The following is a 21,955-nucleotide window of genomic DNA, read 5'->3' on the forward strand; positions in this document are numbered from 1 at the left end:
CTGCTTCTCTGCGTGGCGTAACCATCCCTACTAATTACTATTTCCGGTTTCCTTCCTGATTATACTCTCCCCAAAGTAACAAAAGAGGGGTAATAGTGCCCAATTCACAGGGGCATTGCTATCACGGCGTAATGAAAAGTCTTCTATGAATGTGACATCTCTTACCCAATGGAGTCGCTGCATCAATGCCCCAATGCCCTTGATGTCGGCAAGTTACTGTTGAGCTTCGAGATATTGACTAAAGATATAGAATTGACGCTTTTTCTCCACCCTATACAAATCATTATTATTAGGACTTACGCAAAAACTCTCTGAAACTCTTATTTCTCCGTGCCCTCTGCGTGCTCTGTGGTTTGATTTTTCGTTATCTATGCGTAAGTCCTGATTATTTTTCTCGAGTTGTATGAAACTACCCTGCCCTTCCCGAAGTAGGAAGGGGGAAAATTCAAATAAGCGTATTGGTTTATGGTCTAGACACAAGCCTGTTGAGGTATTACATCAATGTATCAGCTTGTTAAGCTAATACATCGGTTTGTAAAAATTAACTCACAGATGGCGGTTTCAGTTTGGATGCAATATGTTGTATTGACGTACAGTTGTATGCATTTTTACGAACAATAGGACAGTTTTAGCAACTGCCCTATCTGATCAAATTAAAAATAGCTACCTTATGTTTCCAAAATTGGCATTTGTGCTGATGTAGTCATTTATGGAAAAAACAGGACAGGCTTTGGAGTTTGGGGAGATTATTCAATGCACAGACGCAAATTAAGGAAGCGCAATGTCGAATTTTGATCTGGTTATTCAGCTATTTTTGCAACTCACAGTTATTCTAGCCACATGTCGCATCGTCACGATTTTAGGACGCCGCTATCTAGGTCAAACCGATGTTGTTTGCGAAATGATTGCAGGTGTGATGCTAGGCCCATCACTTTTAGGATTGATTGCACCAGATTTTCAGCAATGGTTGTTTCCTAAGCTTCCCATTATTACTGCCGTAGGACTGAAGATACCCAACCCATCAATGTCTATTTTATATGCTATCAGCCAGATTGGGTTGGTAATTTATATGTTTTTGATTGGTTTGGAGTTCAATACCAAACTCTTAAAACATCATATCAAAAGTGCAAGTTTGCTATCTGCTGCCGGGATTATCACTCCCTTTATTTTAGGAGCGATCGCATCTTTTTGGTTCTATCACAATGGCGATTTCTTTGAACCAAAAGTCATGCCTTGGTCAGCCGCTTTGTATCTCGGTGCGTCGATGACAATTACGGCTTTCCCGATGTTAGCTCGTATTCTTTACGAACGCGGTCTTGCACAAACTCGCTTTGGTACTTTGGCTTTAGGTGCAGCATCAGTAGATGATGCAGTTGCTTGGTGTTTGCTGGCGATTGTACTTGCTAGCGTGAAAAATTCTTTGAGCATTGCCATATTAGCAATTGGTGGTGGCATTTGCTATGTGCTATTTGCAATTTTTCTCGGACAACCTCTACTGAAAGCATTCACACGCATGACAAAACGCGATGCAGGTGTGAATAGACAAACCCTAACTTTGATATTGATAATTTTGATGTTTTGTGCATGGTTTACCGATGTTACAGGCATCTATGCAATATTCGGTGCTTTTGTGCTAGGAGCAGTGACACCACGTGGAGAATTCGCGCAACAAATTCGCCAATATACGGAGTTTTTAACTACTTCTTTTTTGTTACCAATATTTTTTGTTTTCTCTGGATTAAACACTCAAATTGGCTTGGTAAACACACCTACTTTGTGGGGAGTGACACTGTTAATTATTGCGATCGCAATTCTCGGTAAAGGTGTCGCTTGTATATTAGCTGCAAAATTAGCCGGGGAAAATTGGCGCGAATCTGCAACTATCGGTGCTTTGATGAATGCTCGTGGCTTGATGGAGTTAATCATCCTCAACATTGGTTTAGAACAAGGTATCATTACCCCAACTTTATTCACTATCATGGTTATTATGGCAGTCATTACTACCCTGATGGCATCACCACTGATTGCCTTTTTATTGCACGGTACAAGCTATGATAAATATTCTAATTAAGTAAGGTTAAATATAAATTAATTACTTAGTAATTGCTTAAACATCTCTGTTTTCACTCCGGTTAGAGCAATCCTAAATAATTTATGAATAAAAATATTATTGACTTATTGAAAAAGTCAGGAATCTAAGCCAATTAGTAGAAAGCAAATCAAATAAGATTGTTATATAACCGCTAATTTGTTTGTAGCAGTGTTTAAGCACTATTACAAACTCACTACCAATCAACTAGTTTTCTTCCTATTGTTAATTCGGAAGTTATTCGAGATGTATATCCTAAACTCATCAGAATTGATGTTTCATGGCTGCAATTGCATCTTAACAATAATTCATATGACAACGAAGGAGAAATTACTCTTGGTTATATTTAACAAGCTTGACATTTCCCACTCTTTTAAAGAATTATCTTAGGGAAACCAGATAGTTAATTTTAAGGAAACCATGCACATAGTTATTCTCGTTCTGGTTGAGGTGCTGATTGTTATTGGGCTTTCACGGCTTGTAGGGCTAGTATTTCGTTCTATTAAGCAACCGCTAGTAATTGGTGAGATTGTCGCCGGAATTATGCTTGGCCCATCTTTATTTGGTTTAGTTGCTCCCCATTTAGCAGTTACCTTGTTTCCACCAGAAACTTTTCCTTTTCTGAATGTTTTGTCTCAGGTGGGACTAATATTTTTCATGTTTCTGATTGGGCTAGAACTAAATCCCAAATACCTCGGCGGTCAATTAGAAGTAGCAGTTTTAACTTCTCATGTCAGCATTTTGATGCCGTTTTCTCTAGGAACATTGCTAGCGGTGCTACTTTATCCCCTAGTTTCTAACGCTAGCGTATCATTCACCGCCTTTGCCTTGTTTTTAGGAGCGGCGATGTCGATTACTGCCTTCCCAGTGTTGGCGCGAATCATTACTGAAAACAATTTACAAGGAACGCGTTTAGGAACGTTGGCCTTAACTTGTGCAGCCGTAGATGATGTCACAGCTTGGTGTCTCTTGGCAGTAGCGATCGCAGTTGCTCGGACTGGTGATTTTGGTGGTGCTATACCCACAATTATCGCCAGCATCGTCTACATCGGTTTGATATTGACAGCAGGTCGTTGGTTCCTGCAACGCCTTGCCAAACATTACCTGCGTGCGGGACGACTCAGCCAAGTGCTGCTAGCTGGGATTTATATGGCTGTGGTTGCGTCAGCACTAATCACCGAACTAATTGGGATTCACTTAATTTTTGGAGCATTTTTGCTGGGAGCAGCCATGCCCAAAAATGAAGGTTTAGTGCGGGAATTGGCAGTAAAAACGGAAGATTTTGTCTTAATTTTCTTGCTGCCTATATTTTTTGCCTACAGTGGTTTAAAAACACAGATTGGCTTGCTCAACCGTCCCGAATTGTGGCTTTTGTGTGCGTTGGTTTTAGGAGTGGCGATCGCAGGTAAATATGTTGGCACTTATGTTGCAGCTCGTGTCAGTGGCATTAATAAACGCGAAGCCTCGGCACTGAGTTGGTTAATGAATACTCGCGGCTTGACCGAACTGATAGTGCTAAACATTGGTTTAGAGTTAGGGGTAATTTCCCCCTTAATATTTACCATGCTGGTAATTATGGCATTGGTAACTACATTCATGACCTCGCCACTCCTGGAATGGACATATCCGAAAAAGCTGATTAAGTTAGATGTCGTGCAACCAGAGACAGAAGCAGAAACAGGTATAGGCACCTCTACTGGAAGTGGAACTTCCCCTCATCCTTTCCGAATTTTGGTGCCAGTAGCAAATCCAAGTACCCAAAAAGGTTTAGTACAGTTGGCAGTAGCATTGGCGCAGCCCGCACTTCCCTACGAGACGCTGCGCGAACGACAAAGCTCAGTAACCACTGTAGGTATCGCTCTCAATTACCAATATCCTGCCATTGTTAACCCTCTTAGCCTGATTGAATATCAAGAAGATTATGCCTTTGAAAGTACCCCAGTTGAAGCAGATCGATTAATCGCCCAGCGCCGCCAGCAGCTAGAAGAATTAATTAATACTCTCGAACCGCCAGAAACTCGTTCTTGTGTGCATCCTATCGTTCGCATATCCAGCAACGTTGCCCGCGAAACAGCACAAATTGCCACATTAGAACAATCTGATTTAATTCTTGTCGGCTGGCATCGACCAGCTTTTAGTAGTAATCGTTTAGGTGGACGAGTCGGACAAATGCTTACCACTGCACCAGTGGATGTAGCAGTGTTTGTAGATAAAGGTAAAGAGCAATTAGAAAGTTTATTGGTACCTTATTCAGCCAATATCCATGATGATTTAGCACTAATACTAGCTCTAAGACTGCTAATTAATCGTGAGACTTGTATCTTGCAGATATTACAGATAGTAGCAAATCAAGCTAAGGAAGAATTGAGTTACGAGCTAAACACAATGATGGAACAATTGCCCACCAGTGTACGCGATCGCATTGAAATCAAAATTATCGAAGCCCCAGAACCAATCCAAGCTGTAATTCAAGCCTCAGAAGGTGTTGATCTAACTATTGCTGGCACCAGCCGCGCTTGGGGTATCGAGCGCCAAACCTTGGGAAGATATACAGATCAACTAGCCATTCAATGTCGTTCCTCCCTGCTGATTACCCGCCGCTACAGCCAAGTCACCGCTCACCTTGCCTCTATGCTTCCTGAAGTTAGTAGTCAAGAGCCAACATTGAGGAGTTGAAATTCATGAATCATTTTAACTTCAAATCTTTAACTTTTTACGGAGTAGCAATAATTTCAGTACTATTGTTGTTTAAAATTGTCAGTGCATACGGAGAAAACAATCTTAAGGCTCCTCCGACCGTTAGCGGTCGGTATCGTCTAACCCTAGCGGAGAATTTGCCTAACTGTGAAAAATCAAGTACTCTGACGTTAAACATTCAGCAATCGGGTATTTACTTAAATGCCTCTATATTATCGGCAAATGCTAACGCTGATACTGACGAAAAGCACTCTCTGGCAGGCATCTTCCGAAATCAACAGTTAAATTTATCTGGAAAAGTTGGTAAATCAATCCTTTGTAATATTTCTCGCCCCCAAAATGATCCTCTGAATTCAGTCACAATTCAAATGCAACTTGTGGATAAAAGTAATATCACAGGTCAATTAACCGTAAATGGTATTCCGCAACCTCTTCCATTTACTGCTGTGCCCCAAAAAGTTAATTGAATTAGGGAGTGGGTAGAGACACGATTTATCGCGTCTACAGAATTGGGAGCGCATTGTATGGGTTTTATGGAGCAAATAAACAGAATGGATCAAGGACTAAAGACTAAGCCATTTTATCAATCGGGCAAGCAGCTATTTAGCATCAGTATATTAGGCTTTTGGGCAGCGATCGCCTTAGAAACTTGCACTACTGCTGCTACACCAGTGGCAAAGCTAGATAATTGGCGTTTTTCCCCCAAGACACAGCAACTTGAAATCACCCTCTCAGCAGGCACAACCCCTCGTTATTTCTACTTGGCACAACCCTCTCGTTTAGTTGTAGATTTACCGAATACTAAGTTGGGCAAAGTTACCACGCAACAAAATTATTCTGGAGTAATCAAAAGTATTCGCATTTCTCAACTGAACGCAAACGATACACGCATTGTCCTAGATTTAGCAGCAGGAACTGTTTTTAATCCCAAACAGGTACAACTGCAACCCGTTTCTGGAAAAAACTCCACTCGCTGGGTGTTACGTCCGGTTATTTCTGGTAAAACTACTGCCGTGAAACCAGGAAAGTCTACACCTTCAGCCAAGAAACAACCTCAAACACTCCAAAAGCCGCCTAGTAACCTACCCATAACTACTAATCCACAATCATCTTTACTCACAGCTCCACCTCTATCCAATGAACTGCCCTCAACAACTACTACTAACTCAGGACAGCCTTTTGTCAGTGTACCTCCTTTAAATCCAAATACATCCTCTCAACAACCTGCTTCGATTCTTCCCCCTCCTTCTTTCCCAAATCAACCCGATAATTTAAATAACATTCCTCCTTTGGGAATATCGGAATTTCCAGTTCCAATAATCCCCAATGCTGCGAATCCCCAGATCATTGAGTTTGGTCAACCTTTACCCAAAACTAAATAAAAATAGGGCATTAGGCATGGGGCATGGTAAATCGAACCAATGCCCCATTTGCTATGCGCTATGCTCTAATAAATGAATTATTTTTTTCCAACTAACTCCTTTACCTTGTTGATGATGCCGACTGGATCGATACCTTGATATGGGTACTGTTCCCACAAACCGCCGCAACCTTCTTTATAAGTTCCAAGATGGGCATATTTGGGAGTCAACCCCCGCTCTAGCAGCCAAGAGCCGAAACGGCTGCCTAAGCCAGTGCGACGGTTGAAGGGTTCTACTACAAGCACAAAAGGAGCATTACCAACTTTGGTAATTATTTCTTCATCAATGGTGTTTAAAGTTGGTTTGTTAATTAAACCAACGTCTAACCCTTCTTGCTTCAGACGCTCTACAGCATCAACAGCACGGTAGAGAGCATCGCCAAAACTGATAATGTAGCCTTGCGTCCCTTCTCGTATAACCTCATCTTTACCAGGAACAAATTTGTAGCCACTTCCAAAGAAGTCATTACCATTGCTGTCCTGAATATTGGGCACTTTGGAACGGGTGGAGAAAATAAACCGTAGTCCCGGCTCGAAGAACACAGCTTCTACACAAGCTGTCATTTGATTATTATCTGCCGGGAAGAACAACTGTGTTGGGTAGCCATCATCCAAGCCATTGTCGGCAAACATATTATTTATACCAAAGTGGCAGCTGTTATCTGCCATGTCATCTATACCCGCATGGGAAAAATGACACAGAACATTGGAATAGTTCAACCGTGCCATCGTGATTTCTGAGATACACATTTCTAAGAAGGCGCTGAAGGTCGCAAAAATACCTTGCTTGCCTTCGTCCATCCCGAATCCAGCCGCAGCAGAGAAGTTGCTCCGTTCCATGATGCCGGAGGAAATAAATATTTCTGGGTATGTTTCATGAATTTTCTTCAAACCGCAGGAGCCTTCTAGATCGCTATCAATGACCATAACTTTTTCTTTACGCTCCGCTTCACTCATGCGACTGAGGACACCTACCACGGCTTCACCAAACACACTGCGGTTAGCGCCCCATTTGTCACTGGAACCCAGAAACGTATATGGTTGTTTAGATTTCTCAATACTTTTAAGGTATTCAACAGCCGCAGTTTGTCCGCGAGATTCTAGATACTTAACTGCTAAATCTAGAGGAATTACATCATGACCATGAATGGAACCTTCTAAACCTTCAATACCAGGACACATCGGGCGTTTATTGATTAGAGCGATCGCTCCGGGAGTATTCACAGCTTCGCTCAGGCGACGATATAAATCGTCTAAATCTTCTCCGTCTCCCTGAAGTACTTTCAAACCGTGACCTTCTAAGGTTTTGGCGACACTGAAACCAGGTAAATATTTAGAAGGATGTCCGGCGATCGTTACATCATTGTCATCAATGAGCAGCTTGACATTGAGATGTTGAGCAACAGCCAAGCGAGCAGCTTCGGCATCGTTGCCTTCTTGCTGCGATCCATCAGAACCGAGACAGAAAACAACCTTGCCTGGATTCGCCATTGCGACACCATTGACGTAAGGCCAAATATGGCCCAAGCGCCCAGAACTAAATTTCACACCGGGAGTTAGTTTTAGTTCCGGGTGTCCCGGTAAGTTGGAATGTGCTTGCCGATAATGTAAAAGTTGCTCGGCAGGTAAATCACCATGCAATGTTGCCATTAGATATTGGGTGGCGACTCGATGTCCTGCTTCATCAAAGAAAATCGGTACAAATTGCTCCGATGCTCCCCGGAAAAAGGCATCGAGAATCATCACCTCTGGCACTGTATCGTATGGCCCGCCAGTATGACCGGCGACTCCGCTAGCAGCGCCAGTCGCTGTAAAAAAGACGATCGCATCTCGGCAAAGTTGAATATTCGCTTTGAGAGTATCTCGTTGTTCAGCAGTGAGGCTAGAATTTGCGGGATTGAGCGCTAAAGGTTTGTAAGCACCGAGATCAATTGCAAATTGGGTGTTCGTAATAGTCATGGTTTCTTGATTGAATAAAAAACAATTTGGACAGACGGAACGCGTGATCGCATTACAAGAAAAATTGTTAAAACCCCGATGGGCAACAATTATCCAAGCTGAAGCCAACCACTCAGAACCATTGTGGAACCGTGTGATATCATCAAATGCCAAAATCAATACATGCAATTGTGCATGAATGTGCTTGAATTCAATTGAAGTTACGGATTACCGTACAAGAACTTGCATATTAATAAGTATAAACTCACAAACGTGCAATTTCAAGTTCAAAAACGCAATTTCAGGAAAATTAATTATGCTAACTGCTGAACGACGACAATTCATCTTAGAAATTCTGCGTCGTGATAAAAAGGTACTTTCGACAGAACTTAGTGCTGTTCTCAAAGTTTCTGAGGATACGATTCGCCGGGATTTGCGAGAACTGGCAGAAACCGGACTATTGCAACGCGTTCATGGGGGAGCGCTCCTGAAATCTCCAGCCACCGCCAGTTATGCCGATCGCCAAAAGCAAGCCCCAAAAGAAAAAGAAGCGATCGCTCGCACAGCAGCCAAATTAGTTAGTACAGGACAGGTGGTGATTTTAGATGGAGGTACAACAACTCTCCAAGTAACCCGTCATTTACCTTTAGATTTACACGCAACAGTAATCACAAATAGTCCGCCAATTGCCGTTGCTTTAGCAGAACATCCTTATATAGAGGTTGTGATGTTAGGTGGACAACTCTATAAAAAAGCCTTAGTGAACGTTGGTACTGTCACAATTGAGACATTACGGATGATTCGTGCAGATTTGTGCATGTTGGGGGTTTGCAGTTTGCATCCAGAAGTTGGGATTAGTGTACCGAACCTAGACGAAGCCCACGTCAAACGAGCCATGATTGCTGGATCAGCTGAGGTAGTAGGATTAGTAACAGCAGAAAAATTAGATACGGCTGCTCCTTATCTAGTGGAGTCCATTCATGCCCTGACTTACTTAGTAACTGCACCGACAGTATCTAATAATATGCTGAGTGCCTACAAAGCTTTAGGTTTGACAATTATCCGTGATGAGTACGAGTGATCTGATGAAGGCAGATGCGATCGCTAGGGACTAGGGATTAAACAAGGTAATAGGGTACAGATTATTCCCTGTTACCTGTCACCTCTTCCCTAACCCCAATGCCCAAATCTAAAATCTGTCCGTTTCTTGAGGTGTTCCAACTGCTCCTGGTTGAGCCGTAAAGAAGTTTTGAGCAGCTTCATTCTGATATATACACCTAATATCAGGTTTATCACTGTCCAAATTACCTGTAAAGCCAAAGGTGTTCAGGCGATTTTTGCACTCATTTACCTGCTCAGATGTCACCAACTTGCGGTTCTCTAAAAGCGCCCAGTTATTTTGTCGAAGCACGCATCCAGGACGCATACTCGGCTGGGCAACATAGACATTGAAGGGATTGAGAGTGACGAACAGTCTAGCGTCCATCACCATCGCGCTGGCTCCGTACTGCACACAAATTTCAGGGTTTGGTGCTTTGGTGTCAATAAATTCACGAGAAGCCACATTTGATGGGGCTAACGTAGTTGTAGAACTAAAAGCAATTCCAATCCCAATTCCCAAAATTAACACCCCTCCCATAATTGCGATAGTGAAGAGGTTAAACATAGGGGATTGGAAAATAGAGGGTTTAGAAGTAGTAGCTGATTTACCTGTAGGTTTACGTCTCATTGTTGCTTAATCACCTTCACGCGATTTGGAAGGGAGTAGTCTAAAGTTTTCTCCCTCTTTCAGTATGCCTATTCTTAACTGTAATTGTCTGCGACTTTTTAGCCAGTATTCTTCTTAAATGATAAAAATAGTAACTTACCTAGATATCTGGACAGAATTTCAACCTTATCGGTTATTCTTTACATCTTGAACAATTGGTGAGTATTTTATTTATTTTTCGGTTAAGAAATTGTTATTACCTTTGTGCTGCTTCACACACAAATTACAGATTAACTGTCTTTAAGTTTTATATTTTATTTAAAATATCATTATAACATGTTCTTGATATTTATAGCAATCCTTGCAGGAGTTGTAAAAAATATAGATAAGGAAACGAACCGCCTTTCTTTCAGAACACTACACGATGGTGTAGCGTCTCGTTAGAGAAAAGTACCATCGCGTAGCGTCTCGTTAGAGTAAAGATGCAAAGGGAAGAAAGAAGGAAAAGATATAATTTTCACAAATGATTTAGGACTGCTATATCACATAGTCTTGATTCAATTTGCATAAATCATGCAGTGATAATAATTGAATTATCTAGCTTTTTATTTGTCGCGTTGTGCTTAAAAATTTTCCAGACGAATTTTTTATTAAATATTTTTGTTACCTTTAGTAATTGATATGTCAAACGATGTAAATTAAAATTTAAGAAAGTTTTAATAACTAATTAGAAGCAAGTGGCATCTCAAAGAGCGTTATTCTCAGGCAATAAGTTCAAAACTTCGCAACTTCAAATCCTTCTAGCTGATAGTCTGACTATTTTTTGGGGAGATTGGTTAGATTTACGTATCAGAATCGTACCAGTTGCTGCATCAGGCTTAATATCCCCACTCATATATATTTTAGCTTTTGGCTTGGGTTTGGGTAGTTCCATCAAACCCGGCTCAGGGATTAGTGGTAACTATAACAACTATTTAGAATTCATATTACCGGGAATGGTGGCGCTATCGTCGATGACGGTTAGCTTTGCTGGAACGACATTTTCGATTTGTGGAGACAGACTATTTACCAAAACCTTCGAGGAATTGTTGTTAACTCCTATACATCCCTTAGCATTACATATCGGAAAAATGCTGGCGGGAATAGTCCGGGGGTTGATGACATCGGCTTCGGTGATTTTGGTAGCGGTACTGTTGACTGGAAACTGGAATTTTCTCAACCCACTATTTATATTGTTGGTAGTGCTGAATTGTTCAGTATTTGCTGGGTTAGGTGTGATTGTTGGTTTAAGTGTGCGATCGCTTGAATCAGTCGGACTCTACAATAATTTTATCATTATCCCCATGTCCTTCTTAGGAGCGACTTTCTTTGACCCTGCGACATTACCAGCGACTCTGAAAGTTTTAGTTTACCTGTTGCCACTAACCTACGCCAGTATTGGATTGCGTGCAGTTGCCCATCTACCCTTGTCTCAGTTTCCTTGGTACAGCATACCGATTTTGTTGGTGGTTGCGATCGCTCTTTCTTTGTGGGGTGGTTATAAATTCGCTCACCAACAAGACTAAAGCTTTCATTACAGCCTGTGCTTTAACTGTTTCTGCAACAAATTCCAGAACTTATGCTGATTCGCCCCGCTACAACAACTGACATACCTGCAATTTTACCAATGGTTGCCAAAATTTGCGCTTTGCATGAATCTTGGGATTTTGCCAAGTATGGTTTTCTAACCCATCCAGAACAGCGTTATGAACAATGGTTGATACGTTTAGCAAATAGCGAGCGCAGTGTATTTTTAATATCCGAAAATGAAGGGCAAATTGTAGCTTTTCTGGTGGCAACAGTTGAGCGAGAAATACCAATTTATCGATTACAGGAATTTGCTTTTATTCATGATATCTGGGTCGAGCCGGAATATCGCCAAAAAGGAATTGCACGGCAGATGGTGATGCTAAGTGTTGAACGCTTTCATCAGATGGGCGTGAAGCAAATTCGTCTAGATACAGCAGTTGCTAACGAGGCTTCACGGCGGTTATTTGCATCTTGTGGTTTTCGACTCAGCATTATTGAAATGCTAAAAGAGTTATGAGTAGAGACGCGATTAATCGCGTCTCTACATGAGTTAGGAGTTAGAAGTTTTAAATTTTTAACTCCTCACTTTTCACTCATCACTTTTGTAAGTGTTAGCTAACTAACAGAGTTTTTTCTAGAGAAGTCCAACGGAAGGCGCGATCGCCACCCCTCTCAATAATTACTCTCACTCGTGGTTCTAACTGAGGCAAATTCGTTAAATACTCAACTTCCTGATTTGAAAGAATATGCCCTTCAATAATCCACAAGACCAGCCCCTTAGACTTTGGTGGTAGCTGTTCTAAATGAGAATTGAGAATTGGTGGAAGATAGTACACTTGACCTACTGCCGCACCGCTACCAGTACTTTTTTTACCAAGATGAGGAGGTCTGACTCCATGAATTCTTGTGATATACGCAGCTACATCACCCAGTCCTTTAGCAGTAATGTGGAGGGTAGTATAGCCAGCTGCCCGTAGTCGGCGCTGATATCGACCTTCATAACCCCCTTCCAGAGGTACATACACCCCAAGAGCGCCAAACTTTTCCAGATCACGCATTAAACCGTTGCCAGTGGTAATTAGTGCCATAGATTTTCGTCTTATCCCACTTAGATATCTCTATTATTTACCCTGAACCGATAGATTAAAAGCATTTTTTTGGGCATTGGGCATTGGGACTTAGGGGAAAGGTGACAGATAAGAGATTATAGGGATTAATCTGTAACCTGTAACCTGTAACCTATTCCCTTCTTTACTCCCCACTCACCAAAAATAACTCTATAACTTCCTAGACAAACATAAATAAATAATTTATATTATTAGATTGTGACCAAAAACGTAAATTAGACTCTTTTCTTACTGTCACTTTGAGATAGTGTTAGCATCAAAAGCTGATGATTCAATCCAAATTGGATAATCTAACTTAGATTGATTGTAGACTGGTAAACTAAGAAAGCTTTTGGGTCAACATTGGAGCTTATGGACGAAGAATCAAAGTCAATCCAAAGCTTCAGAGTACGATTTACTTCTGTGCCTGTGAAAAAGCAGGTAAAATCTTAAACAATAGTTTAAGGTGTTTAAGGAAGTAATAACTGAGCAGCAATGTTGGTTTCATGGCATTACATCAGTCTCAGTTAACGGATACTGGGTGGAAAAAACCGCTTAAGTCCAACTGCAACACGGCAGTAGCCAACCTCCAAGAAGCCGTCTTAATGGGCGGAAATCGGAAAACCCCGCCGACAGCGCTGCCTCCAGAAAGTGCCAGAGCAATTGCTTGGACGAAAGCATTGCTGCACACAGCTTAAAGCTGTAGCGCCTTGCATTGATTCCAAAAGTTACTCCTTCCCAAAGGGAAGGGACTTGTGGCTGTTCTGGTGATCTAGTCAGTGAAGCTAAACAGATTCACCAAGCAGTACGGACACGGTTTGTTGTGTCCCAAAGCATTTGGAGCGGTTTACTTAAACCATTCAAATTTCTCAGGCTAACCCAGCCTAAACTGATGCGTACAAAGCGTGTCCTCTAGAGTCCAATTCCAAGGTCAGCAAGTAGAAAGGAGAACCAGTTACTGTGTCTGTAGGTATTCTCGGCACCAAGCTGGGCATGACCCAAATATTTGACGAAGCAGGAGTATCTATTCCTGTAACCGTCATTCAAGCAGGGCCATGCACCGTTACACAAGTTAAAACGAAACAAACCGACGGTTACTTTGCCATTCAAGTTGGTTATGGCGAAGTCAAACCAAAGGCACTAAACAGACCACTACTTGGTCATTTAGCTAAATCATCTGCCCCAGCATTGCGTCACTTAAATGAATATCACATCGAAAGTTCTGATGATTATGCTTTAGGTCAACAAATTAAAGCAGATATTTTTAGTGCGGGTCAAATTGTCGATGTAGTCGGCACAAGCATCGGTCGCGGCTTTGCGGGTAACCAGAAGCGCAACAACTTTGGTCGGGGGCCTATGTCACACGGTTCCAAAAACCACAGAGCGCCCGGTTCTATTGGTGCTGGTACAACACCAGGTCGTGTCTATCCAGGTAAGCGGATGGCAGGTCGTTTAGGTGGCAAACGGATCACAATCCGTAAGCTGACAATAGTGCGAGTTGATGCAGAACGCAACTTATTGCTTATTAAGGGAGCAATTCCTGGTAAACCGGGTGCTTTAGTAAGTATTGTGCCTGCAAAAACAGTGGGATAGTCAAAAGTCATTAGTCAGTAGAGACGCGATTAATCGCGTCTGTACAATGGTCATTGGCTAAAGACAAATGGCATAAAGACAAATGACAAAGGACAAATAACAAAGATGGTTGAAAGCGTAGTTAAAAATTGGCAAGGAGAACAGGTCGGCGAGACGAGCTTCGAGTTGCGCACTGCCAAAGAAGAAACAGCATCTCATATTGTACACCGCGCTTTAGTACGGCAATTGACTAATGCTCGTCAAGGAAATGCTAGTACAAAAACTCGTTCAGAAGTTAGAGGTGGTGGCCGTAAACCTTGGCGACAAAAAGGTACTGGTCGCGCTCGTGCAGGGTCTATTCGTTCCCCATTGTGGCGTGGTGGTGGTGTAATCTTTGGGCCAAAGCCTAGAGACTTTAACCTTAAGTTGAACCGCAAAGAGCGACGTTTAGCACTGCGGACAGCATTTGTCAGCCGCATTGACGATTTGATTGTAGTAGAAGAATTTAGCACCGAGCTATCTCGCCCGAAAACTAAAGAATTAGTGGCAGCCCTTACCCGTTGGGGAGTAGCACCAGAAAGCAAATCACTCTTAATTTTGTCTGAAATTACTGATACAGATAATGTTTATTTGTCAGCCCGCAACATTGAAAATTTAAAACTAATTGCAGCCGACCAGCTAAATGTTTTTGATTTACTACACGCTGACAAAATTGTAGTTACGGCATCAGCCCTAGAAAAAATTCAGGAGGTCTACAGTGCCTAGCTTTGACCCCCGTGACCTTGCCGACTTAGTGCGTCGCCCAATCGTCACCGAAAAAGCGACTATCTTGATGGAGCAGAATAAATACACCTTTGAAGTAATTCCAAAGGCATCTAAGCCAGAAATCAAGGCTGCGATCGAAGACTTATTTAAGGTCAAAGTTGTAAAAGTCAACACCACCCTACCACCGCGTAAAAAGCGGCGCGTTGGTAAATTTATTGGTTATAAGCCCCAATATAAGCGAGCTATTGTTACCGTCGCACCTGGGGATGAAGACAAGATTAGACAAGTTCTATTCCCAGAAGTCTAGGAGTTTTAGATTTTAGATTTTAGATTTTAGATTGAGGAGTTTACTCAAAAAGTCCCAAGATGGTCGCAATTAGTTAAACACTCATTAAATCCAAAATCCAAAATTCAAAATCCAAAATTAAGTAAATCCAAAATCCAAAATCCAAAATAGATTATGGGTACTCGTTCTTATCGCCCTTATACCCCCAGCACTCGCCAAGTTACAGTTTCTGACTTTGCGGAGATCACAAAAACCGAGCCGGAAAAATCCCTAACTACCTCAAAGCATCGTGCCAAAGGTCGGAATAATACCGGGCGGATTACTAGTCGTCGCCGAGGTGGCGGACACAAACAACTTTACCGGATCATTGATTTTAAAAGGGATAAACATAATATTCCTGCTAAAGTTGCAGCAATTGAATACGATCCTAACCGCAATGCCCGAATTGCCCTTTTGTATTACCAAGATGGCGAAAAACGGTACATCCTCCATCCCAACGGCTTGAAAGTTGGAACAATAATTATTTCTGGGTCTGAAGCTCCCTTTGAAGATGGTAATGCCTTACCTCTCTCAAAGATTCCCTTGGGTACTAGTGTTCACAACGTAGAACTGACTCCTGGCAAAGGTGGTCAAATTGTGCGTGCTGCTGGTGCTAGCGCTCAAGTTGTGGCAAAAGAAGGTAATTATGTAACTCTCAAGTTGCCTTCAGGAGAAGTCCGCTTGATTCGGCGCGAATGCTACGCCACCATTGGGCAAGTAGGCAACACCGATGCGAGAAACCTAAGTGCAGGTAAAGCAGGGCGAAATCGTTGGAAAGGTCGCCGTCCTAAGGTTAGAGGTAGCGTCATGAACCCAGTGGATCACCCACATGGTGGTGGTGAGGGTCGGGCACCTATCGGGAGATCGGGACCTGTTACACCTTGGGGTAAACCTACATTGGGCGCGAAGACCCGCAATCGCAAGAAACTTAGCAGCAAATTGATTGTGCGTCGTCGCCGTAAGTCTTCCAAACGCGGTCGCGGTGGTCGTGAATCATAGAATTCTAGATTTTAGATTTTGGATTTTAGATTGGGGTCTACTTATGAACACTGAAAATTTGTGAAACCTAATCGGACACCTAATTATCCAAAATCCGAAATTCTAATTCCTAAATCCTAAATCCTAAATCCAAAATTGAACTATGGGTCGTTCTTTAAAAAAAGGTCCTTTCGTTGCGGATCATCTCCTAAAGAAAATTGAAAAGCTCAACGACAACAACAGAAAAGAAGTTATTAAAACTTGGTCAAGAGCTTCGACAATTTTGCCTCTAATGGTAGGTCATACCATAGCTGTTCACAACGGACGCCAACATGTTCCAGTTTTTGTAAATGAACAGATGGTAGGACACAAGTTGGGTGAATTTGCCCCGACACGCACCTACAGAGGTCATGGAAAAAGCGATAAAAAAGCAGGTAGGTAGTCATTAGTCACAAGTCATTAGTCATTAGCTGAAAGACAAATGACAAATGACCCTTTGGGTGACGCTCCTACGTCGCTATCGCTTTGCTAACGCCAGTTACTCATGGGGGAAATCCCCAAGACCGCACTGGCTCACAAACGACAAATGACAAAATTGGAGAAATTTATGGCTACTAATACTACTGAAGTAAAAGCGATCGCTCGTTTTATCCGCATCTCGGCCTACAAAGTGCGTCGGGTACTCGATCAAATTCGCGGGCGCTCGTACCGGGAAGCGTTAATCATCCTGGAATTCATGCCCTATCGCGCCACTGAACCCATATTGAAGGTTCTCAGAAGCGCTGCTGCTAATGCCGAACACAACGCTGGGTTAGATCGGACTCAACTAGTGATTACTCAGGCTTATGCTGATCAAGGGCCATCGCTGAAGCGCTTCCAACCAAGAGCGCAAGGTCGAGCTTACCAAATTCGCAAGCCAACGTGTCATATTACTGTGGCTGTAGCAGCTGCCCCAGAAAAATAAGCTTTTTTTACACGAAATAAATTGCGTAAAGTAAGAAATTTTAGAGGAAGCATTCGTGGGACAGAAGATTCATCCAGTTGGTTTTCGCCTGGGTATTACACAAGAACATCAATCCCGTTGGTTTGCGGTTCCTGATCGCTATCCAGAACTTCTCCAAGAAGATCACAAACTCCGTCAATACATAGACCAAAAGCTGGGTAGACAGGCTCAAAACAACGCTGGAATTTCCGAAGTGCGGATTGAGCGCAAAGCTGACCAAATCGACTTAGAAGTACGCACAGCTAGACCTGGAGTAGTAGTGGGCCGCGGTGGACAAGGTATTGAATCCTTACGTACCGGACTCCAAGGATTGTTGGGTAGTAATCGCCAAATTCGCATCAACGTAGTTGAAGTTCAACGAGTTGATGCTGATGCCTACCTAATTGCGGAATACATTGCTCAACAATTGGAACGTCGGGTTTCCTTTCGACGGGTAGTGCGGCAATCGATTCAACGTGCCCAACGCGCTGGTGTCCAAGGTATTAAAATCCAAGTTAGCGGTCGTCTCAACGGTGCAGAAATTGCCCGGACAGAGTGGACTCGTGAAGGTAGAGTACCTTTACATACCTTACGGGCTGACATTGACTACTCTTATTGCACAGCAAAAACTGTTTACGGTATTTTGGGCATCAAAGTATGGGTATTTAAAGGAGAAATTATTCCTGGACAGGAAGAAACTCCGCCACCACCCACAAGCCGCGAACGTGATCCGCGCGATCGTGGCGATCGCGACCGTGAACCCCGTCGTCGTCAACAACAACGTCGTCGCCAGCAATTTGAAGACCGCTCAAATGAAGGATAAATGGGAATGGGGCATAGAGAATTGACAATGCCCAATGCCCAATGCCCAATGCCCAATGCCCAGTACCCAGTAGCCAATCATGTTAAGCCCTAGAAGAACTAAATTCCGTAAACAACAGCGCGGACGGATGGAGGGACTAGCCAGCCGTGGTAGCACCCTTAACTTTGGTGATTTTGCACTCCAAGCGCAAGAACCTGCTTGGATTACCTCTCGGCAAATCGAGGCTTCCCGTCGGGCAATGACTCGTTATATTCGTCGGGGTGGACAAATCTGGATTCGGATTTTCCCTGATAAACCTGTAACCATGCGTCCTGCTGAAACCCGGATGGGTTCGGGTAAAGGTTCGCCAGAATTTTGGGTAGCTGTAGTCAAGCCAGGACGTATTTTGTTTGAAATCGGTGGGGTTTCTGAAGAAATCGCCCGTGAAGCTATGCGCTTGGCTTCATTTAAACTGCCCATAAAAACTAAGTTTATTGTGCGTTCTCAACCACAGGAGCAGGAGTAGCTTATGCCTCTTCCCAAGATTTCAGAAGCTAGAGAATTAAGTGACGATAAACTTTCTGAAGAAATTGTTGCAATCAAAAGACAACTATTTCAGTTGCGCTTGCAAAAAGCTACAAGACAATTAGAAAAGCCCCACCAGTTCAAACAAGCCCGACACCGCCTAGCACAGTTGCTGACGGTAGAAACAGAACGCAAACGGGCAGCAAGTCAATCGGCTAAAAAAGAAAAGTAGGAGATTATGGCAGTTAAAGAACGAGTTGGCTTGGTAGTGAGCGATAAAATGCAAAAAACTGTGGTAGTGGCCATAGAAAACCGTGCTCCTCACCCCAAGTACGGCAAGATTGTAGTTAATACCCAACGATATAAAGTTCACGACGAAGAAAATCAGTGTAAAGTAGGCGATCGCGTTCGCATTCAGGAAACTAGACCCCTGAGCAAAACCAAGCGCTGGAAAATCACAGAAGTCCTGAACGTCAAGCCTACTTAAACCTCATCGTTGTTAGAAACTAACAACATCACAAGGGAGAATAATTGTGATTCAACCCCAGACTTACCTGAACGTCGCAGATAATAGCGGTGCCCGCAAACTAATGTGCATCCGCGTTTTAGGCGGAGGCAACCGTCGTTATGGTTTTATCGGTGATAAAATTATTGCCGTTGTCAAAGATGCTACACCCAACATGGCTGTCAAAAAGTCTGATGTTGTGGAAGCAGTAATTGTCCGGACTCGGAAAGCTGTAAATCGTGACAGTGGCATGAGTATTCGCTTTGATGATAATGCTGCTGTAATCATCAACAAAGACGGTAATCCCAGAGGTACACGGGTTTTTGGCCCAGTTGCACGGGAACTACGCGATAAAAACTTTACCAAAATTGTTTCTCTGGCTCCGGAGGTGCTTTAATGGCAACCAAACAGGGTACGCCCAAAGTATTCCATAAAATGCACGTCAAAACTGGCGACACCGTACAAGTGATTGCTGGTAAAGACAAAGGAAAAGTTGGTGAAATTATCCAGGCACTTCCCCAACTGAGTAAAGTTATTGTCAAAGGTGTCAATATTAAAACCAAGCACGTCAAACCCCAGCAAGAAGGGGAATCAGGACGGATTGTCACCCAAGAATTCCCGATTCATAGCTCCAACGTAATGCTTTATTCCACTAAGCAAAACGTTGCCAGTCGTGTTTGTTATACCTTTACCTCAGAAGGCAAGAAAGTCAGAAAGCTCAAGAAAACTGGCGAGATTTTGGATAAATAGTTAAAAGTTAAGAATTAAGAGTTAGGAATTAAATTTAACTCATAACTTACAACTGATAACTTTGTTCCCTGACCAAGCCCAGGGATATTAGCACAAAAAACTATGGCGACAACAAGACTTAAAACCTTATATCAAGAGACAATCGTCCCCAAACTGCTCAATCAGTTTCAATATACCAACGTTCATCAAGTACCGAAGTTGGTAAAAGTTACTATTAACCGAGGTTTGGGTGAAGCAGCTCAAAATGCAAAGGCGCTGGAAGCATCCATAAACGAAATTTCAGTGATCACTGGTCAAAAACCAGTAGTGACACGGGCGAAAAAGGCGATCGCTGGCTTTAAGATTCGTCAAGGAATGCCTGTGGGGATCATGGTTACTCTCAGATCAGAACGGATGTATGCCTTTTTCGACAGACTAGTTAGTTTGTCATTACCTAGAATTCGAGATTTTCGCGGCGTTAGCCCTAAAAGCTTTGACGGACGCGGTAACTATACTCTAGGTGTCAGAGAACAGCTAATTTTTCCAGAAGTCGAATACGACAGCATCGATCAAGTCCGTGGTCTGGATATTTCCATCATCACTACAGCAAAAAACGACGAAGAGGGACGCGCCTTACTTAAAGAATTAGGAATGCCCTTTCGCGATCAATAAGTTCATCTATAGAGGGAACGATGGCGGCTAACGACACAATTGCAGATATGCTGACGCGCATCCGCAATGCCAACCTGGCACGGCATCAAACTACACAAGTGCCAGCGACAAAAATGACCCGGAGTATTGCCAAAGTACTACGGGAGGAAGGCTTTATTGCTGAAATCGAAGAAGCAGAAGAAGGGGTAAAACGCAATCTGGTGATTTCCCTGAAATACAAGGGAAAAAACCGTCAGCCTCTGATCACCGCCTTAAAGCGAGTGAGTAAGCCTGGCTTGCGCGTTTATTCAAATCGAAAAGAATTACCAAGGGTACTAGGCGGCATTGGCATTGCCATTATTTCTACATCCAGTGGGATTATGACTGACCGCGAAGCGCGACGTCAGAACTTGGGTGGCGAAGTACTTTGTTACGTTTGGTAGTCATTGGTCATTAGTCATTTGTCATTAGTGAAGGACAAAGGACAACGGACAAATAACAAAGGACAAAAAGTCATGTCTCGTATTGGTAAACGTCCAATTACTATTCCCGCCAAAGTTCAAGTGGTGATCGATGGTACGAATATTGTGGTGAAAGGACCCAAAGGAGAACTTTCTCGCACTCTAGCAGCGAATGTCTCACTCTCTCAAGAAGGAGATATATTACAGGTAAATCGTCGGGATGAAACTCGTACCTCAAAGCAACTGCATGGCTTGAGCCGCACTTTAGTTGCCAACATGGTGGAGGGAGTTTCCCAAGGTTTTCAGCGCCGTTTGGAAATTCAAGGTGTTGGTTATCGGGCACAAGTTCAAGGGCGTAACCTAGTTTTAAATATGGGTTATAGCCATCAAGTGCAAATTGAACCACCAGATGGAATTCAGTTTGCAGTAGAAGGTACCACTAACGTCATTGTTAGCGGCTATGACAAAGAAATTGTAGGTAATACAGCCGCCAAAATTCGTGCTGTTCGTCCACCAGAACCTTACAAAGGTAAAGGCATTCGCTATGGCGGTGAAGTGGTCAGACGGAAAGCTGGTAAGACTGGTAAGGGTGGTAAGAAGTAAAAATGAAACTTACTCGTAGAGAATCAAAAAACCGTCGTCATCGACGCGTTCGTGGCAAAGTTGTTGGCTCCCCAGAACGTCCGCGTTTAGCGGTATTTCGTTCTAATGAGCATATTTATGCCCAGGTAATTGATGATACTCAACATCAAACCATCGTGGCAGCATCAACTGTAGAACCAGAACTGAAATCTAGTTTAGCGTCAGGTGCAAACCGCGATGCATCAGTGCAAGTTGGTAAGTTGATCGCAGTGCGATCGCTAGAAAAAGGCATCACCAAAGTAGTCTTTGATCGCGGTGGTAACTTATATCATGGTCGTGTCAAAGCATTAGCTGATGCAGCACGCGAAGCTGGTTTAGATTTCTAAAGTCATTGGTCATTAGTCACTTGTACTGAGCGAATTGTGCCGACTTTTACCGAGCGACTTGTACTGAGCGTAGTCGAAGTAAGCCGAGGTAGCGACTTGTACTGAGCATAGTCGAAGTAAGCCGAGGTAAGCCGAAGTATTAGTCATTGGACAAATGACAAATGA

At 42.9% G+C, this 21,955-nt stretch carries 27 protein-coding genes; 24 read left to right on the forward strand and 3 right to left on the reverse strand.

The features are described 5' to 3' along the window. Positions 1–781 precede the first annotated feature (781 nt). The 4 genes from V7L20_RS05050 to V7L20_RS05065 all read left to right on the forward strand — a co-directional run bounded on the left by V7L20_RS05050 (position 782) and on the right by V7L20_RS05065 (position 6,168). The gene (locus tag V7L20_RS05050) at positions 782–2,071 is read left to right on the forward strand and encodes a cation:proton antiporter (RefSeq protein ID WP_334743015.1); all 1,290 of its coding nucleotides are present in this window, start codon (positions 782–784) and stop codon (positions 2,069–2,071) included. A gap of 438 nt (positions 2,072–2,509) precedes the next feature. Then, complete coding sequence (locus V7L20_RS05055) at positions 2,510–4,765, forward strand: cation:proton antiporter (RefSeq protein ID WP_334743016.1); 2,256 nt, start codon at positions 2,510–2,512, stop codon at positions 4,763–4,765. A 5-nt stretch (positions 4,766–4,770) separates the two neighbouring features. Next, complete coding sequence (locus tag V7L20_RS05060; RefSeq protein ID WP_334743017.1) at positions 4,771–5,253, forward strand: hypothetical protein; 483 nt, start codon at positions 4,771–4,773, stop codon at positions 5,251–5,253. An 84-nt stretch (positions 5,254–5,337) separates the two neighbouring features. After that, positions 5,338–6,168: an AMIN domain-containing protein gene (locus V7L20_RS05065; RefSeq protein WP_334743018.1), complete on the forward strand. Its 831-nt coding sequence runs from the start codon at positions 5,338–5,340 to the stop codon at positions 6,166–6,168. A gap of 77 nt (positions 6,169–6,245) precedes the next feature. Here the strand turns inward: V7L20_RS05065 and V7L20_RS05070 are convergent, their stop codons facing one another. After that, complete coding sequence (locus tag V7L20_RS05070) at positions 6,246–8,165, reverse strand: transketolase C-terminal domain-containing protein (RefSeq protein ID WP_334743067.1); 1,920 nt, start codon at positions 8,163–8,165, stop codon at positions 6,246–6,248. A 295-nt stretch (positions 8,166–8,460) separates the two neighbouring features. On the opposite strand from V7L20_RS05070, the gene V7L20_RS05075 reads away from it, so the two are divergent. Beyond that, positions 8,461–9,225 (forward strand): DeoR/GlpR family DNA-binding transcription regulator, encoded by a 765-nt coding sequence (locus tag V7L20_RS05075; RefSeq protein ID WP_334743019.1) that lies wholly within the window; start codon positions 8,461–8,463, stop codon positions 9,223–9,225. Positions 9,226–9,333: 108 nt separating this feature from the next. Here V7L20_RS05075 and V7L20_RS05080 read toward each other — a convergent pair whose 3' ends face one another. Then, complete coding sequence (locus V7L20_RS05080) at positions 9,334–9,873, reverse strand: DUF3172 domain-containing protein (protein WP_334743020.1); 540 nt, start codon at positions 9,871–9,873, stop codon at positions 9,334–9,336. Positions 9,874–10,589: 716 nt separating this feature from the next. Here V7L20_RS05080 and V7L20_RS05085 point away from each other — a divergent pair. Continuing rightward, entirely contained in the window at positions 10,590–11,417 is an 828-nt protein-coding gene (locus V7L20_RS05085) for an ABC transporter permease (RefSeq protein WP_334743021.1), read from the forward strand. Positions 11,418–11,470: 53 nt separating this feature from the next. Continuing rightward, positions 11,471–11,938 (forward strand): GNAT family N-acetyltransferase, encoded by a 468-nt coding sequence (locus V7L20_RS05090; RefSeq protein WP_334743022.1) that lies wholly within the window; start codon positions 11,471–11,473, stop codon positions 11,936–11,938. 94 nt (positions 11,939–12,032) lie between these two features. Here V7L20_RS05090 and V7L20_RS05095 read toward each other — a convergent pair whose 3' ends face one another. Next, entirely contained in the window at positions 12,033–12,509 is a 477-nt protein-coding gene (locus V7L20_RS05095) for an NAD(P)H-quinone oxidoreductase subunit N (protein ID WP_334743023.1), read from the reverse strand. Positions 12,510–13,033: 524 nt separating this feature from the next. Here V7L20_RS05095 and V7L20_RS05100 point away from each other — a divergent pair. The 17 genes from V7L20_RS05100 (at position 13,034) to rplR (ending at position 21,790) form a co-directional block, all read left to right on the forward strand. Next, positions 13,034–13,225 (forward strand): hypothetical protein, encoded by a 192-nt coding sequence (locus V7L20_RS05100; protein ID WP_334743024.1) that lies wholly within the window; start codon positions 13,034–13,036, stop codon positions 13,223–13,225. A gap of 262 nt (positions 13,226–13,487) precedes the next feature. After that, on the forward strand, positions 13,488–14,120 hold the full coding sequence (rplC, locus tag V7L20_RS05105; RefSeq protein ID WP_334743025.1) for a 50S ribosomal protein L3: 633 nt from the start codon (positions 13,488–13,490) through the stop codon (positions 14,118–14,120). Positions 14,121–14,225: 105 nt separating this feature from the next. Next, a complete protein-coding gene (gene rplD / locus V7L20_RS05110; RefSeq protein ID WP_334743026.1) occupies positions 14,226–14,864 on the forward strand; it encodes a 50S ribosomal protein L4 in 639 nt (212 codons plus the stop codon). Beyond that, positions 14,857–15,171 carry a 50S ribosomal protein L23 gene (locus V7L20_RS05115; RefSeq protein ID WP_334743027.1) on the forward strand — a complete coding sequence of 105 codons (315 nt, stop codon included), beginning with the start codon at positions 14,857–14,859 and terminating at the stop codon, positions 15,169–15,171. The genes rplD and V7L20_RS05115 overlap by 8 nt, the downstream gene beginning before the upstream one ends. A gap of 153 nt (positions 15,172–15,324) precedes the next feature. Further along, positions 15,325–16,188: a 50S ribosomal protein L2 gene (rplB, locus tag V7L20_RS05120; RefSeq protein ID WP_334743028.1), complete on the forward strand. Its 864-nt coding sequence runs from the start codon at positions 15,325–15,327 to the stop codon at positions 16,186–16,188. Between the two features lie 142 nt (positions 16,189–16,330). Further along, positions 16,331–16,609: a 30S ribosomal protein S19 gene (rpsS, locus tag V7L20_RS05125; protein ID WP_012410721.1), complete on the forward strand. Its 279-nt coding sequence runs from the start codon at positions 16,331–16,333 to the stop codon at positions 16,607–16,609. 165 nt (positions 16,610–16,774) lie between these two features. Next, positions 16,775–17,131: a 50S ribosomal protein L22 gene (gene rplV / locus V7L20_RS05130; protein WP_190727944.1), complete on the forward strand. Its 357-nt coding sequence runs from the start codon at positions 16,775–16,777 to the stop codon at positions 17,129–17,131. Between the two features lie 55 nt (positions 17,132–17,186). Next, positions 17,187–17,972, forward strand: a complete 786-nt coding sequence (gene rpsC / locus V7L20_RS05135) for a 30S ribosomal protein S3 (protein ID WP_334743029.1) — start codon at positions 17,187–17,189, stop codon at positions 17,970–17,972. 79 nt (positions 17,973–18,051) lie between these two features. After that, positions 18,052–18,477, forward strand: coding sequence for a 50S ribosomal protein L16 (gene rplP / locus V7L20_RS05140; protein WP_229450956.1), 426 nt, complete (start codon positions 18,052–18,054; stop codon positions 18,475–18,477). 3 nt (positions 18,478–18,480) lie between these two features. Next, positions 18,481–18,708: a 50S ribosomal protein L29 gene (gene rpmC / locus V7L20_RS05145; protein WP_334743030.1), complete on the forward strand. Its 228-nt coding sequence runs from the start codon at positions 18,481–18,483 to the stop codon at positions 18,706–18,708. Positions 18,709–18,714: 6 nt separating this feature from the next. Next, entirely contained in the window at positions 18,715–18,963 is a 249-nt protein-coding gene (gene rpsQ / locus V7L20_RS05150; protein WP_094349093.1) for a 30S ribosomal protein S17, read from the forward strand. Between the two features lie 46 nt (positions 18,964–19,009). Beyond that, positions 19,010–19,378, forward strand: coding sequence for a 50S ribosomal protein L14 (rplN, locus tag V7L20_RS05155; RefSeq protein WP_073641953.1), 369 nt, complete (start codon positions 19,010–19,012; stop codon positions 19,376–19,378). After that, positions 19,378–19,731, forward strand: coding sequence for a 50S ribosomal protein L24 (rplX, locus tag V7L20_RS05160; RefSeq protein WP_109011925.1), 354 nt, complete (start codon positions 19,378–19,380; stop codon positions 19,729–19,731). Before rplN ends, rplX begins: the two co-directional genes overlap by 1 nt. A 102-nt stretch (positions 19,732–19,833) precedes the next feature. Further along, positions 19,834–20,382 (forward strand): 50S ribosomal protein L5, encoded by a 549-nt coding sequence (rplE, locus tag V7L20_RS05165; RefSeq protein ID WP_334743031.1) that lies wholly within the window; start codon positions 19,834–19,836, stop codon positions 20,380–20,382. Positions 20,383–20,402: 20 nt separating this feature from the next. Next, positions 20,403–20,804: a 30S ribosomal protein S8 gene (gene rpsH / locus V7L20_RS05170; RefSeq protein ID WP_109011927.1), complete on the forward strand. Its 402-nt coding sequence runs from the start codon at positions 20,403–20,405 to the stop codon at positions 20,802–20,804. 72 nt (positions 20,805–20,876) lie between these two features. Next, a complete protein-coding gene (rplF, locus tag V7L20_RS05175; protein ID WP_334743032.1) occupies positions 20,877–21,425 on the forward strand; it encodes a 50S ribosomal protein L6 in 549 nt (182 codons plus the stop codon). A gap of 2 nt (positions 21,426–21,427) precedes the next feature. After that, entirely contained in the window at positions 21,428–21,790 is a 363-nt protein-coding gene (gene rplR, locus V7L20_RS05180) for a 50S ribosomal protein L18 (protein ID WP_229450950.1), read from the forward strand. Positions 21,791–21,955 lie beyond the last annotated feature (165 nt).

The sequence above is a fragment of the Nostoc sp. genome, from assembly GCF_036916735.1.
Lineage (GTDB): Bacteria > Cyanobacteriota > Cyanobacteriia > Cyanobacteriales > Nostocaceae > Nostoc.

What these genes read in the sequence shown, in the direction of transcription:
- V7L20_RS05050 (WP_334743015.1), top strand. Translation starts at nt 782, where the DNA reads ATGTCGAATTTTGATCTGGTTATTCAGCTATTTTTGCAACTCACAGTT.
- V7L20_RS05055 (WP_334743016.1), top strand. Translation starts at nt 2,510, where the DNA reads ATGCACATAGTTATTCTCGTTCTGGTTGAGGTGCTGATTGTTATTGGG.
- V7L20_RS05060 (WP_334743017.1), top strand. Translation starts at nt 4,771, where the DNA reads ATGAATCATTTTAACTTCAAATCTTTAACTTTTTACGGAGTAGCAATA.
- V7L20_RS05065 (WP_334743018.1), top strand. Translation starts at nt 5,338, where the DNA reads ATGGATCAAGGACTAAAGACTAAGCCATTTTATCAATCGGGCAAGCAG.
- V7L20_RS05070 (WP_334743067.1), bottom strand. Translation starts at nt 8,165, where the DNA reads ATGACTATTACGAACACCCAATTTGCAATTGATCTCGGTGCTTACAAA.
- V7L20_RS05075 (WP_334743019.1), top strand. Translation starts at nt 8,461, where the DNA reads ATGCTAACTGCTGAACGACGACAATTCATCTTAGAAATTCTGCGTCGT.
- V7L20_RS05080 (WP_334743020.1), bottom strand. Translation starts at nt 9,873, where the DNA reads ATGAGACGTAAACCTACAGGTAAATCAGCTACTACTTCTAAACCCTCT.
- V7L20_RS05090 (WP_334743022.1), top strand. Translation starts at nt 11,471, where the DNA reads ATGCTGATTCGCCCCGCTACAACAACTGACATACCTGCAATTTTACCA.
- V7L20_RS05095 (WP_334743023.1), bottom strand. Translation starts at nt 12,509, where the DNA reads ATGGCACTAATTACCACTGGCAACGGTTTAATGCGTGATCTGGAAAAG.
- V7L20_RS05100 (WP_334743024.1), top strand. Translation starts at nt 13,034, where the DNA reads ATGGCATTACATCAGTCTCAGTTAACGGATACTGGGTGGAAAAAACCG.
- rplD (WP_334743026.1), top strand. Translation starts at nt 14,226, where the DNA reads ATGGTTGAAAGCGTAGTTAAAAATTGGCAAGGAGAACAGGTCGGCGAG.
- rplB (WP_334743028.1), top strand. Translation starts at nt 15,325, where the DNA reads ATGGGTACTCGTTCTTATCGCCCTTATACCCCCAGCACTCGCCAAGTT.
- rpsS (WP_012410721.1), top strand. Translation starts at nt 16,331, where the DNA reads ATGGGTCGTTCTTTAAAAAAAGGTCCTTTCGTTGCGGATCATCTCCTA.
- rplV (WP_190727944.1), top strand. Translation starts at nt 16,775, where the DNA reads ATGGCTACTAATACTACTGAAGTAAAAGCGATCGCTCGTTTTATCCGC.
- rplP (WP_229450956.1), top strand. Translation starts at nt 18,052, where the DNA reads ATGTTAAGCCCTAGAAGAACTAAATTCCGTAAACAACAGCGCGGACGG.
- rpmC (WP_334743030.1), top strand. Translation starts at nt 18,481, where the DNA reads ATGCCTCTTCCCAAGATTTCAGAAGCTAGAGAATTAAGTGACGATAAA.
- rpsQ (WP_094349093.1), top strand. Translation starts at nt 18,715, where the DNA reads ATGGCAGTTAAAGAACGAGTTGGCTTGGTAGTGAGCGATAAAATGCAA.
- rplX (WP_109011925.1), top strand. Translation starts at nt 19,378, where the DNA reads ATGGCAACCAAACAGGGTACGCCCAAAGTATTCCATAAAATGCACGTC.
- rplE (WP_334743031.1), top strand. Translation starts at nt 19,834, where the DNA reads ATGGCGACAACAAGACTTAAAACCTTATATCAAGAGACAATCGTCCCC.
- rpsH (WP_109011927.1), top strand. Translation starts at nt 20,403, where the DNA reads ATGGCGGCTAACGACACAATTGCAGATATGCTGACGCGCATCCGCAAT.
- rplF (WP_334743032.1), top strand. Translation starts at nt 20,877, where the DNA reads ATGTCTCGTATTGGTAAACGTCCAATTACTATTCCCGCCAAAGTTCAA.
- rplR (WP_229450950.1), top strand. Translation starts at nt 21,428, where the DNA reads ATGAAACTTACTCGTAGAGAATCAAAAAACCGTCGTCATCGACGCGTT.